General features: G+C 46.5%; 16 protein-coding genes. 4 read left to right on the top strand and 12 right to left on the bottom strand.

All coding sequences use genetic code 11. The features are described from left to right. Nucleotides 1-12: 12 nt before the first annotated feature. The 11 genes from flgL to flgB are packed head-to-tail and all read right to left on the bottom strand — an operon-like array spanning nucleotide 13 to nucleotide 8,945. A complete protein-coding gene (flgL, locus tag LIX84_RS00645; protein ID WP_226420351.1) occupies nucleotides 13-912 on the bottom strand; it encodes a flagellar hook-associated protein FlgL in 900 nt (299 codons plus the stop codon). A gap of 11 nt (nucleotides 913-923) precedes the next feature. Further along, nucleotides 924-2,297 carry a flagellar hook-associated protein FlgK gene (gene flgK / locus LIX84_RS00640; RefSeq protein WP_226420350.1) on the bottom strand — a complete coding sequence of 458 codons (1,374 nt, stop codon included), beginning with the start codon at nucleotides 2,295-2,297 and terminating at the stop codon, nucleotides 924-926. After that, nucleotides 2,298-2,846, bottom strand: coding sequence for a rod-binding protein (locus LIX84_RS00635; protein ID WP_005395292.1), 549 nt, complete (start codon nucleotides 2,844-2,846; stop codon nucleotides 2,298-2,300). It lies immediately after the preceding gene. 10 nt (nucleotides 2,847-2,856) lie between these two features. Next, the gene (locus LIX84_RS00630) at nucleotides 2,857-3,978 is read right to left on the bottom strand and encodes a flagellar basal body P-ring protein FlgI (protein ID WP_031780462.1); all 1,122 of its coding nucleotides are present in this window, start codon (nucleotides 3,976-3,978) and stop codon (nucleotides 2,857-2,859) included. Beyond that, the gene (flgH, locus tag LIX84_RS00625) at nucleotides 3,978-4,649 is read right to left on the bottom strand and encodes a flagellar basal body L-ring protein FlgH (protein ID WP_005395295.1); all 672 of its coding nucleotides are present in this window, start codon (nucleotides 4,647-4,649) and stop codon (nucleotides 3,978-3,980) included. Before flgH ends, LIX84_RS00630 begins: the two co-directional genes overlap by 1 nt. A 32-nt stretch (nucleotides 4,650-4,681) precedes the next feature. Then, nucleotides 4,682-5,467, bottom strand: coding sequence for a flagellar basal-body rod protein FlgG (gene flgG / locus LIX84_RS00620; protein WP_005395297.1), 786 nt, complete (start codon nucleotides 5,465-5,467; stop codon nucleotides 4,682-4,684). A 27-nt stretch (nucleotides 5,468-5,494) separates the two neighbouring features. Next, nucleotides 5,495-6,226 (bottom strand): flagellar basal-body rod protein FlgF, encoded by a 732-nt coding sequence (flgF, locus tag LIX84_RS00615; protein ID WP_006741308.1) that lies wholly within the window; start codon nucleotides 6,224-6,226, stop codon nucleotides 5,495-5,497. A gap of 12 nt (nucleotides 6,227-6,238) precedes the next feature. Next, the gene (gene flgE / locus LIX84_RS00610) at nucleotides 6,239-7,435 is read right to left on the bottom strand and encodes a flagellar hook protein FlgE (RefSeq protein ID WP_046873843.1); all 1,197 of its coding nucleotides are present in this window, start codon (nucleotides 7,433-7,435) and stop codon (nucleotides 6,239-6,241) included. Between the two features lie 27 nt (nucleotides 7,436-7,462). Continuing rightward, the gene (flgD, locus tag LIX84_RS00605; RefSeq protein ID WP_005395303.1) at nucleotides 7,463-8,146 is read right to left on the bottom strand and encodes a flagellar hook assembly protein FlgD; all 684 of its coding nucleotides are present in this window, start codon (nucleotides 8,144-8,146) and stop codon (nucleotides 7,463-7,465) included. Then, entirely contained in the window at nucleotides 8,146-8,580 is a 435-nt protein-coding gene (flgC, locus tag LIX84_RS00600; protein ID WP_005395305.1) for a flagellar basal body rod protein FlgC, read from the bottom strand. Before flgC ends, flgD begins: the two co-directional genes overlap by 1 nt. 2 nt (nucleotides 8,581-8,582) lie before the next feature. Continuing rightward, nucleotides 8,583-8,945: a flagellar basal body rod protein FlgB gene (gene flgB / locus LIX84_RS00595; RefSeq protein ID WP_005395306.1), complete on the bottom strand. Its 363-nt coding sequence runs from the start codon at nucleotides 8,943-8,945 to the stop codon at nucleotides 8,583-8,585. Between the two features lie 77 nt (nucleotides 8,946-9,022). Here flgB and flgA point away from each other — a divergent pair, with 77 nt between their 5' ends. The 4 genes from flgA to LIX84_RS00575 all read left to right on the top strand — a co-directional run bounded on the left by flgA (nucleotide 9,023) and on the right by LIX84_RS00575 (nucleotide 11,422). Then, nucleotides 9,023-9,820, top strand: coding sequence for a flagellar basal body P-ring formation chaperone FlgA (gene flgA / locus LIX84_RS00590; protein ID WP_047008010.1), 798 nt, complete (start codon nucleotides 9,023-9,025; stop codon nucleotides 9,818-9,820). A 135-nt stretch (nucleotides 9,821-9,955) separates the two neighbouring features. Further along, a complete protein-coding gene (gene flgM / locus LIX84_RS00585; protein WP_006741305.1) occupies nucleotides 9,956-10,237 on the top strand; it encodes a flagellar biosynthesis anti-sigma factor FlgM in 282 nt (93 codons plus the stop codon). A 20-nt stretch (nucleotides 10,238-10,257) separates the two neighbouring features. Then, nucleotides 10,258-10,695 carry a flagellar export chaperone FlgN gene (gene flgN / locus LIX84_RS00580; protein WP_006741304.1) on the top strand — a complete coding sequence of 146 codons (438 nt, stop codon included), beginning with the start codon at nucleotides 10,258-10,260 and terminating at the stop codon, nucleotides 10,693-10,695. Continuing rightward, nucleotides 10,676-11,422, top strand: a complete 747-nt coding sequence (locus LIX84_RS00575) for a lytic transglycosylase domain-containing protein (RefSeq protein WP_226420349.1) — start codon at nucleotides 10,676-10,678, stop codon at nucleotides 11,420-11,422. Before flgN ends, LIX84_RS00575 begins: the two co-directional genes overlap by 20 nt. A gap of 435 nt (nucleotides 11,423-11,857) precedes the next feature. On the opposite strand, the gene LIX84_RS00570 is transcribed toward LIX84_RS00575, so the two are convergent. Further along, nucleotides 11,858-12,376: an NUDIX hydrolase gene (locus LIX84_RS00570; protein ID WP_226420348.1), complete on the bottom strand. Its 519-nt coding sequence runs from the start codon at nucleotides 12,374-12,376 to the stop codon at nucleotides 11,858-11,860. Nucleotides 12,377-12,525 lie beyond the last annotated feature (149 nt).

The raw sequence follows: 12,525 nt of genomic DNA, 5'->3' as shown, positions 1-12,525 counted from the left end.
AACTTCCTAACCTTATAGACGGTCAAACAACGATAGATCATTGATCTTTACATAGCTCGCTTGCGTTGCTTGCAAAGCCGCCATGTAATTGCTCAAGCGTACCGATGCTTCACCGTAATCCAGAGCTGAGAGGTCACCTGATACTTTATCGACGAACAGTTTATTCTCACCATGAGCACCGCCAACCAAATCTAGGTTATTGTGTCGGCCACCAATCTCCGTCATCGTGCCAAGTACGCTTGCCAACGTATCATCAATGGCACTCAGGCTTGCGTCCACTTCAGCTTGGAAATTCGGACTCGGGTTCTCAAATTCTGTAATTAGATTATTAATTTGATCCAGTACGTTTTTGCCGCCACCAAGGTCCAAAATGTCCTTTGCCGTCATGTTGGAATCCATCGTTACGCCTTTCGCAATCGTCACGACACGTTTATCGCTGTTGCCCTCGATGACATAACTACCGCTTGCATTGTTTATAGCAGGGGTGTCAGTTTTGGTGCCTGAAAATAGGTAGTGCCCTTCTTCATCCTGAGCATTGAAAGACGATTCAATTGAATCACGATAGCTCTTTAGCTCCGTGATCATACCGGTACGGTCTTGATCAGTCAGTGAGCCATTCGCGCCCCACAACGCAATATCACGCATGCTCATCAGGCTCTTTTTCACTGAGTCTAAATGTGTTTCTTGACTCGAAAGCGTGGTTTTGACGTTTGCGATATTGTTTTGATATTGGGCGATGGCGCTGTTTTCACGATCCAAATTAAGCAGCTTAATCGATGCCATTGGATCGTCAGATAGCTTAGTTAGACGCTCACCTGTCGTCATTTGTTGTAGCACGTGCCCCAGACCTGCATTGTTACCTTGCAGGCTTTGCAGCATCATTTGGCTAAATTGATTGTCACTGATTCGCATCTGGGTTTCCTTTAGAATAACTGCAATACAGAATCGAACAGCTGATTCGCTGTGCTGATCACTTTCATGTTGGCATTGTGTGCATTAGCAAACGTCATTAAGTTAGCCGCTTCTTCATCACTGTTAACGGCACTTACATTGTCACGAGCCGCATGTGCTTGCTTGTTCATGGCTAACTTAGCTTGGTAATCGGCGTCTGCTTGGCGTGCTTTAATCGCGGTTTGACCCACCATAGAACTGAATGCGTCATTCAAGCTCACAGAGCCATAGCCAGTCACAGAAACAGGCTTGTTGCTTAAATTAATCAACGACTGCAATACATCCGCATTACCTGGCGTACCATCACTTGAAAACGCAAGCTCACCTGGAGTCAACTCAGTGATATCCAAACTTGCCGCTGGGTTGGCAGGGTCGTAACTGAACAATGGTTTACCTGGGTTACCATTTAAATCTTGTCCAGTAGCGAGCACAGCGTTGTATTCATCCGCTAATGCTTTCGCCATGTCATTCAAAGCCAATTGGTTTGGTTTTAATACATCGGTTTGATAATCGTTAATCGCACCTAATTTGCCACCAAGAGAATCACCAATCGCAAAACTTTGGCTTGAGAATGTTACGTGTAAGTCTGCTACGTAAGGGTCACTAGGGTCTGGAACGGCTGCGAGTTTGCCATGGTCCGTGCCCATCACAAGTGGCTGACCAGAGGTCAACGTCACCTGAACACTGCCGTCAGGCTGTTCTGTTGTTCTGATTTCGATGGTTTGAGATAACTCGCCGATCAATTTATCTCGTTCATCCATAAGTTGCGATGGGTTGCCACCTGTTCCTTGCATTTCAACCAGCTGCTTGTTTACCTTCGCGATGTTTTCCATGAGGCTATTCGCGTGGTTGAGTGCCGCATTACGCTGGTCGCTCATATCTTTATGTTGGTTGTGCAAAGACTCGGTCAACGTATTAAAGCGGCGCGCCAACGCTTCAGATTCGTTGATGATTTGTTGACGGAAAGGGATCGACTCAGGCTTAACCGTAGCATCGTTAAGCGCAGCGTTTAGAGAGTCCAAACCAGCAGAAATACTGAAGCCATCGGCCCCTAGCGTATTTTCCAATTGGCTCATGTTGCTGGTGTAGCCAGAAGCGTACGCCGCCATACTGTTAGTGGACCACGTTTGCTTAATCAGAAATTGGTCTGTAACGCGGCGAATGCTGGTGACCTCTACCCCTAAACCAGGGCTTAAGCGGTTGGCTTTTCCGTCATCAACTGATGCCATCAACGCTTGTTGACGGCTGTAGCCCACAGTATTCACGTTCGCCACGTTTTGTGCCGTTACGTCTAAGGCCACGCGGTTCGCGCCTAAACCTGAAAGGGCAATATTAACTAGGTTCATTTACAGCTCCATTTTCCTGATCAACGGCTGAGAAAACGCGGTAGTCATACCGGCCTCACCGAGCACCTGTTTTACAGAGGCGACGGCTTGAGAGGCGGTATTAAATAAGCTTGAGTTCCCCTCAATCTCGTTAGCATCAAGCTGTGAGATAGATTCAGAATTCGCACCTTTACCATCGTTTGCAGATGAGATGTTACGCGCAGCATCAAAGGCGACTTCGCGCATAGAGGGGCTAAGTTGCTGGATGAGCATATTGGCAATGCCGGAGCTCTGCTTTTTTGCCAGTTCCATTGCCAGTTGCCCATCGTACATATCGCGGAAAACACCTTGCTGCTGGCTTGCAAACGGGCTGTCTTTATCCGCTAGAACATCGCTGCTGCTGCGCATTTGACGCAGCACCATTTGTAAAAACATCGCCTCAAATTGACCCGCCACTACTTCAAGCGCGCCTTCCTGATCTCGACTCTGCTTGATGTTGGCAAGTGCGCTGTTGTCGTGATACAGCATCGAATTCAGTTGAGTTTGTTCATTGGTACTGTCTAGTTTCATCCTTAACTCCTTAAATCACGACCAATTCAGCGTTCAATGCACCCGCTTCGCTCAGTGCTTGCAGGATAGACATTAAGTCAGTAGGTGTGGCACCTAAGCTGTTTACCGCAGTCACAATAGTGTTGAGCTCCGTGCCTGGAGGCCAAATCACCATTTGAGCTAAATCTTCGTTCACATCAAGATCCGTTTGGTTAACGACTTTCGTATCGCCATTTGCAAACGCATTTGGCTGACTGACTTGTTGTGATTCAGAAATTCGCACGGTTAAGTTGCCATGGCTCACTGCTGCCTCACTCACTTTGACACTCTTACCGATCACGACCGTTCCCGTACGAGAGTTAAAGACAATTCGAGCCGGCTTGCGGCCTTCCACGACGCTCATTTCTTCAAGCATCGACATCATCACTACGCGCTGTTGGGTATCTTTTGGTGCACGCATATCAATGCGCGCTTTATTGATCGCAACAGCAACGTTAGGCCCAAAAGTGTTGTTGATTTCACGCGCGATATTTTTTGCCGTTGTGAAACTTGGTTTACGCAGGTTTAAGGTGACTTCATCACGCTGGTTGAAATCAGTTTTGATTTCTCTCTCTAACGTCGCACCATTCGGGACGCGACCTGCCGTTGGTGTATTAACTTCGACTTTGGAGCCGCTTCGCCCTTCTGCAGACAAACCGCCCACCACGACGTTTCCTTGTGCAATGGCATACACTTCACCATCAATACCGCGTAAAGGCGTCAACAATAGCGTACCGCCACGGAGGCTTTTCGCGTCACCAATAGAAGACACGACCACGTCCAAAGTTTGTCCAGGACCTGCCATTGGATCTACGGTTGCTGTCACGCTCACAGAAGCCACATTTCGTAGCTTAGGGTTCATACTGTCATCAATTTGAACCCCAAACTGACGGAGCATGTTGGTGATAGATTGAGAAGTAAATTTCACTTGGTTTCGGTCACCCTGGCCAGCTAAGCCAACCACCAAACCATAACCAACCAATTGGTTTTCTCGAATGCCGCGTACATCGACCAAGTCCATGATCGGAATTTCCACTTCAGCATGTGAAGTGGTTGGTAATCCCAAGGTCAACACCAATAGGAAAGACGTAAAGAAAGATTGCATTGTCTTCATTAGAAAGGTACCCATGGGCTGTTGAAGAATTGAGTTAGCCATCCGGCTGCGTTGCTGTCAGCCAGAGCTCCGCGACCTGCGTAGGTAATTCGTGCATCAGCAATTCGTTGAGAAGAAACTTGGTTGCTGCGATTAATATCATCCACACGAACAATGCCAGTGAGACGAATAAACTCATCTCCCTGGTTAAGGCGCAGCCATTTTTCGCCACTGATACGCAATACACCATTAGGTAACACCTCGTGTACCGTTACGGTGATAGCACCTTGTAGCTTGTTACCCTGTGAGCTTGAAGCGCTGCCATCAAAGTTGCGGCTGCCATCGACACTAACCCCTAGCTCATCGAACGTTTTCGTTCCAATGGTCGGCGCCGCGAAATTAACCGCTGAACTTTTGCCAAACTTAGTACCCGCTTTTTTGCTCGATGAGGTTTCTTCTGATAGTTGAACCGTTAACACATCGCCAACTCGGTAAGCACGACGATCCTGAAACAGGGTCATCGTGTATTGGTGACGATAAAGGCTACCAGACTGGGTTTCCGGCAACGTGTAATCGAGCGTTGGTGGTGCGTATTCCTCGGCATTTGGCTCAGGCGGAATAAATTCCTGACGGCCGGCACATCCCACCAGCAACACGGCGGCTACTGCCCAACTCTTAGAAAGCCATTTCATTGCTTTTTCCTTCATCATCACCAATTTCATACTTACATTGATTGCGAAACAAACTTCAGCATGTCATCTGCAGCAGAGACCACTTTCGCATTCATCTCATACGCACGTTGAGTCGTGATCATGTCGACCATCTCTTCCACTACTTGTACGTTTGAACCTTCCAATGCACCTTGCTTGATGAGGCCTGCGCCATCTTCACCAGCAATCAGTTCATCTGCCGGGCCGCTGGCTTCCGTTTCACGGAACAAGTTACCACCCACCGCCTCTAAGCCTGCTGGGTTAATGAATTTTGCAAGTGTGATTTGACCAAGCTGCTGTGGCGTTGGATCGTCCGCCGTCGTTGTTGTTACCGTGCCATCAACACCAACAGAGAATGAAGAGGCATTATCTGGGATCTGAATTTGTGGCTCTAACGGCAAGCCTTGGCTGTTAACCATCAAGCCTTCAGAGTTGACATGGAACTGACCATTACGTGTGTACATGATCTGTCCATCCGAGTTTTCGATTTGAAAGAAACCCTGTCCCATAACGGCAAGGTCCAACTCTTGTGTTGTATTTTGAGTGTTACCTTGCGTAAACACTTTTTGCGTGCCAACTACGCGAACACCGCTACCTAGCTGAATACCACTTGGCAACTCGTTAACTTGGTCTACTTGAGCACCAGGTTGACGCTGAATGCTGTAGAAAAGGTCTTCGAATACAACTCGGTCACGCTTAAAGCCAACTGTATTTACGTTCGCTAGGTTGTTAGAAATGGCAGTCATCTTCGTGTCCTGCGCTGCCATGCCTGTTTTACTTACCCATAATGCTGAATGCATTTTTTATTACTCCTTGCGGGGCGAGACTTATCTCGCCGCCATTAATTTATTACCAGCTTGTGCCAACGTCTCGGCCGTTTTCATCATGCGAACTTGCATCTCGAAGTTACGCGTTAACGACATCACGCTAATCAACTCATCAATGGCAGATACGTTACTGCCCTCAATGTGCTCAGGAGAAAGTTGCACGGTTTCATCGGCAGCGAATGGCACGCCATCTACACTGTGCAGTAGGCTGTCACTCTCTTTTTGAAGTTGGTTCATTTCTGGTTTAACCAACTTCAACGTTCCCGCGACGATTTCTGCGCCACCACCTGGCGGAATCACGGATACTTGACCACGCTCGCTGATTTCAATCTTTTGATAATCAGGCACAACCAAAGGCCCATTTTCACCAAGAACAGGGAAACCGTTGATAGTCATGGCACCAAAAGTGTCGACTTGGATATTGCCCGCTCGCGTGTACGCTTCGTTACCCGCAGGGGTTTCAACAGCAAGATAACCCTCACCCATGATGGCGACATCCAACGGGCGTCCCGTTTTCATAATGTCGCCAGAATCAAAGCGCGTTGAGGCAGAGTTGGTCACAACCATAGTGCGACCATCAAAACCTGGGCCTTGCATTTCTACACTGCGCACGCGCTCCATATCCGCTCGAAAGCCAGCAGTATCAGCGTTTGATAAGTTGTTTGAACGCACGTGCTGAGCCTTAAGAACTCGACTCGCACCTGACGTTGCAGTAAATAACAAGCTATCCATGCAAAACTCCCATTACACCGCGTTAAACAAAGCTTGAGTTAGCTTGTCGCTGGTAGAGATGGTTTTCGCGTTTGCTTGGTAGTTACGCTGTGCGGTCATAAGCGCCACAAGCTCACTGGTTAGGTCAACGTTAGAACCTTCTAGCGCACCTGGGGTTAAATCACCCAACGTACCTGAACCAGGGACCCCCATGATTGGCGCACCAGAGCTAAAGCTTTGAGTCCATGCCGTACCACTCACTTTTGCTAAACCTTGTGTGTTGGCGAAGTCTGCAAGTACAACTTGACCTTGCAGCTGTGATTGGCCGTTAGTGTAGGTCGCGTAAACCATGCCATTACCTTCAACGCGTACACCTGCAAGCTCACCGGATGTGTAACCGTTCGGGCTGTTAGTACTTACGCCGAATTTCGCACCAAACTGCGTGCTGCCTTTCAAGTTAATGTCGACACTCATCGCGTTTGCGCCTGCCGCAGGGAATGAAACATTAAACGGAGCCGTCGGTGAAGAAAGCGAACCGTCTTTGTCAAACGTTACTGGTACCGTTGTCACTGGTGTTGCACCACCATCCACTTGAACATTCACTTCCCAAGAGTTAGAAGCGGTCTTAGTGAAGTACTGGGTTACCGTGTGCGAGTTACCCAGCGAGTCATAGACTTTTGTGGTGTAAGACGAATTGAATGAGTTTGGATCGTCCGGATTAAACGGCGTTACCGTTTTATCAATGGCAGACGCACTTGCATCAAAGTTTGCAACAAAATCAAGACCGTCTGTCGCTTTTGCATTCAGTGATGACGTAGATACTTGGATATTGCCCACAGAGCCTGTCATCAGGTTGTTGTTGCTATCCACACTGTAACCTTGCAGTTTTGCGCCACTGTTAGCTGTAACAAAGTTATCTTTATCTGTCGCGAATACACCTGAACGCGTGTATAGCGTTTGACCCATATTGTCTTTAGTGACAAAGAATCCGCCACCGTTGATCGCCAAGTCCATCGCACGGCCAGTTCCTGAGATACTGCCGTCTTTGTCGAAGTTCTGTGAAATTGACGCGACTTCTACACCACCAGGTTGCATGCCGTTGTATACTGCGGAGAATTCTGTGCGGCCACCTTTAAAACCATACGTTGATGCGTTGGCAATGTTGTGACTGATTGTGTTTAGCTCTGTGTTGGTCGCGTCCAGACCACTTAGTGCGATGTTAAAACTCATAAAAAGACCTCTGATTTCCCTATTTGGTTAAGCACCAAACTGAGTGATTTGATAGAAAGGAACGTTGCCAACGCCATGGACATTGACTAATGCTGCGCCGCCAGTATTTGGAATACGCACTTGCTCAACAGTGCCAGCCATGAGCACATTTGGACTTGCTTGCCCTTCTTGCACTTCTACTGCCACTGAGTATTTGCCTGGTTTAAGACCAAGTTCTTCAGGATTAATTGAAAAGTCGACGTCACCTTTGCCGTGAGCACCTAATGGCACTTTAGTGGATTGACCAAACTCATCTTTCACAACTAACGTCACTTGGTTTGAGCTATGAGCGAGTTCGATTTTTCCGTTCTGTACGCCTTCACCAAGCTCAAATTCTTTGGAGTTGACGTAAACAGTTTGTCCGACGAGCCCCGCTGTCGATAGCACTTGCATGTTGTCGAGGAGAATCATGCTCTGTTGCATTGTCTTGGACATATTCTCGGTACTTTGAACTTGAGAGAATTGAGCCAACTGACCAACGTATTCCGTGCCATCAAGTGGGTTAAGTGGATCTTGGTTTTGGATCTGCGCCACCATCAAAGAAATGAATTCGTTCTCTAATGAAGAAGCACTGTTCATATCTTTAGGATTTGGTGCAATGCCATTGTTCTCTTTTGCTTTAGTGCTCACAGGAGCATCAGACGATAAAGGTGTATATTGTGCGAGACTCATTAACTGCCCTGCCCTAATCTAAGCAGACCTTGCTGCATACTTTTCACATTTGATAACACTTCAACATTGGTTTCGAAGCTACGTGTCGCTGACATCATGTCTGCCATTTCAGCCACGACATCGATATCTGGGTAATACACATAACCTTCACCATTGGCCAACGGGTTGTTTGGCTCAAAGCGTTTCTCGGCTTCTCCCGCATTTTTCACAACGTCAACAATGCGAACTTCAGCATTGGGATAAACCCCGTTTTCCGTTGTCAGCTGCGCTTTTTGGTACACAGTCGCGAATACGGGCTTCAGCGCTTTATAAGCGTCATCTGGATTTGCAGACACCGCGTCCGCGTTAGCTAAGTTACTGGCGACCGTGTTAAGACGCACAGTTTGTGCCGTCATCGCGGATCCAGTGATCGAGTAAATATCAGTGAATGACATAATTAACGTCCCTCAATCGCTTTCGTTAAGCCATTAAATTTCATGTTGAGAAACGTCAGGCTAGTTTGAAAGTCCATGTTGTTTTGCGTGAATTTCGCTTGTTCAACACCCAGTTCTACAGTGTTGCCATCTTTGCTGTTCTGGTAAGGCACCGAGTATTGGGCCTGAACCTGAAACTTAGGCACTGGTTTGTTCACACCGCCTGCAGCCACCTGGTTCATTACGGTGGTGAAACTTAGGTCTTTCGCCAAATACCCAGGGGTGTCAACATTTGCTAGGTTACTGGCAAGGACTTTGGTACGCTGAACGCGAAAATTAAGTGCCTCTGGATGTACACCTAAAGCATTTTCAAATGTGATCGCCATGCATCTTCCTTACAGTTGGCTCGAATACGCCAACATACAAACAAGATGCATGCCATAAAAAATAGCTATATATATCAATGATTTACAAACAAGGATGGAAGCCAAACTTCCGGCTCACGGAAAGCATTAAAAGCAAGGGGAAAGTGCTTACTTCCTCAACATTAATGCTAACTCTGCTTGCTCTAGTACCAGGACAAACTTTCGCCAACACCTCTGGCAGAACCCTAAGCGTTGAGGAGATAAAATCTGTTGTAGCAGAGCATTTCAAACAAGAAGTGGCCCAAAATGCTCACTCTAACCAGTGGGGAGAATACCAACTGGATTTCGACATGTGGGTACCAGGCTCAGCGAATCACCTACCTGAGTGTGAGTCGCCTCTGGTCATCACTGGTCGCGACAATCAAGCATTGCCAGTTGGAAACCTTAAGCGCTCAGTAAGTTGCGATGACATCGCTTCACCCTGGCGAATTAACGTCACGATAAAATCTTCTCTGACACTGCCTGTCTTGGTTGCCACAACCACGGTCGGTCGAAATGAAGTAGTGACTGCCAAGCACGTTAAACTGGAAACGCGCACCATCTCGCGACAAGACGATTTTTATACTCGCCCAGGACAAGCAATAGGCTTAGAAACCTCTCGCCGTTTACGTGCAGGGCAAGTGGTCAACCCATCCAATTTATCGGCTCCACCTTTAATCGAAAAAGGCAATGAAGTCATAGTGATTGCGAGCAAAAATGGATTTAGCGCCAGCACGAAAGGAGTCGCCTTAGAAGATGGTGCGAAAGGGCAACAAATTGAAGTAGAAAACCTAAGTTCTGGCAAGGTCATTAGAGCTGTCGTAACCGGGTTAAACCAGGTTCATACTCAATTTTGATTTTGGACTCAGAGTAACATTTTTTAATTTTGGCTCTCGTCAGTAACGCTGAATTTCGAGTACAAAAAAAATATTTAATGTTTATCACATCCTAACCGCCTATTTAATTTAGAACATGATGATGAGGACCACAGCATGAAAATCGACAAAGTCGCGGGCGGTCATGTCCCACAAACAAAATTACAGCAAGCAAGCAAACAGCCTGTCGACGTCGTCGAACAGAGCAAGGTACACGAGCCTGCATTTCAAGCGAATACCGTAGCGATAGATCGCGCTCAAGCTGAAATGGCATCACTACCTGATGTTGATATGGAAAAAGTAGAACAAGTACGTAACGCATTAGCGCGTGGCGAACTTAGCCTAGATACAAAAGCACTATCAAAGGCGATCATGCAATTCCATACAGGTCACGAGTAATAACACACTAGGAAGAGATCATGGCAAGCGCAGTATCGCAGCGAATTCAACAATTTATTCGCTCAATACCTGAGGATATCAAGCTCTATCAACAACTTATCCCTTTGCTTCAACAGCAAAAAACGTTGTACTTAAAGTTTGATGGTGAGGCACTGAGCAACAATGTTCAGAAACAAATGCCAATACTCAATAAACTTAGCCGCTCAGCCAGTGATAGAAGCCAGTGTATGCGAGAGCTGGGGTTAGCGTGTAATGACGCCAGCGTAAAACGAATTTTCAATGCTTTGCCTGCCCAAATAGGTATGCAAGCTAGAAAACAATGGGCGCTATTGGAAACGTTGGTAAGTCAGTGCCAACAATACAATCAGAGCAATGGCCACAGCTCTGCGGCGTTCCATGAGTTGGTCAGTCAACTCAAACAACCTGTGCAACACACTTATGAAGATAAATCGTTCTAAACGATGTTCGTCTTGCCTACAGATTCAGTCGCCATCTCGGCTGAGTACTGTAGGCCTTTTTATTTTTATCGCCTTACTATCCTGCCTTTCAATCACCTGCCAGGCGAAACCAAGCTCAGCTGATATTCAAACGCAATATCAAGTTTTAGCCCCATACAAGCCACAAATCGCCAAACGTCTCGATTCATCCAGACCGGTGATTCATCACATTTTCAAACAACTGCAAAGCCACTCTTTACCAAAGAGTCTAGCCTTAGTGCCAATGTTGGAATCCTCTTACAACCCCAAAGCCGTTTCTCATGCCAACGCCGCCGGACTTTGGCAACTGATACCAGCAACAGCTCAACGATTCGGGTTGACTGTAGATACAAAACAAGACGATCGCTTTGATACAGAAGCAAGCACAGCTGCAGCACTCAAGTATCTGACGTTTTTATACAACAAATTCGATCAAAACATGGCGCTGACATTAGCGGCCTACAATGCAGGCGAAGGGCGTGTCGCACGCGCTATTCAGCGAGCAGGCAGTAACGACTTCCAGAAGCTCACACTACCTAAAGAGACTCGCCAATACGTTAGTCGATTCTTCGCGCTGGAAAAGTTGATAGATATCGGTCAGTTACAATCCTCATCATTTCAACCTTTACTCTTATTTGCTTCAGATGCTCCGATGGTTTCGCAACCGCTGATCGACTTTAGTCCACTACCTCCGTTGGTCAATTTGTGATAAAAATCACGACAAAATCCAATGTCAGAAAAACGTAAAATTACAAGATCGTGTTCGGCCAATTTGAAAACTCGTGATCTCTATGCAAACGTGTGCAAAAAAGTTGAGGTAAGGTATCTCAAAGATAAGAAAGAGTAGTGGTTTATTAAAAGGTACCCAAATTGCGCTTGCCAATTGGGTAGATATGCGTCACATTGCGTTTGCAAAAAACATGAAAACCAATGGTTGGACCTAATAATTATTTACACACTAAATGTAAAACAGCTATTGTTTTCATAGTTCGAAACAAATTTAAAATATCAAGATGACGCTTTGCTTGCGCGTCTGGAATAAGTCCGGGTTCCGGGGGGGAGTCCGGACTTTTTTATCGATTTAAAGTCTCACCTATCAACAGAACAACGAGTGGGTAGGTCACTATGAGGCAAGCTAAGTTATTTATAGTAATTCTTTAGAAATCAACTGAAGCAAAAACGTTTCGCGCTCGATGCTCATGCCTTTTTTCGGGCTTTCTGCCATGGTCTTTTCATTGTGCGCTATCGCTTCGTGAATGTTCATCCATACTGGACGCATTCCATTTTTAACTTCATAGTCTTCATAAGCCGTTTCGCCTAGCTCACGATCAATTTTACATGTATAGCAATACGACACCATGTGCATTACGTCAGCGTCGTCTTTGTACCAAGGACGAAACTCCTCAAAGATCCCGAAAGGCTTAATACCATGGATATTCTGCGCGCCGGTTTCTTCTTCTAGTTCACGAACTAGTCCAGCAATCACATCTTCACCATCATCAATACCACCACCTGGCAAAGTGTAGTCATGGTAACGCTCTGTATAGAGCAACAACACATCTTCACCATCTAGTACGATGGCGCGTGCCGCATTGCGCTGGCAAATAATTTTGTCGTCCAAGTGCTCAATGTCCGGATGAACGGTCGATTTTAAGTGTCTCATCGAAAATACCACTGTCATGTTTTGCGCGCATATTACCGAACTTCACGCTTTAAATCATCGTTGTCGGTCCAAATGCGTTCAAGACATTGGTTTGAACGCAACGGTTCTAACCTTCGTAACAATCCGCAACAAATAGAAGTGTGACGTGA

Origin of the sequence: Vibrio sp. E14 (assembly GCF_020515785.1) — a bacterium.
In the GTDB taxonomy this organism is placed as follows: Bacteria; Pseudomonadota; Gammaproteobacteria; order Enterobacterales; family Vibrionaceae; genus Vibrio; species Vibrio diabolicus.
This window is presented reverse-complemented; position numbering and strand designations above follow the sequence as displayed.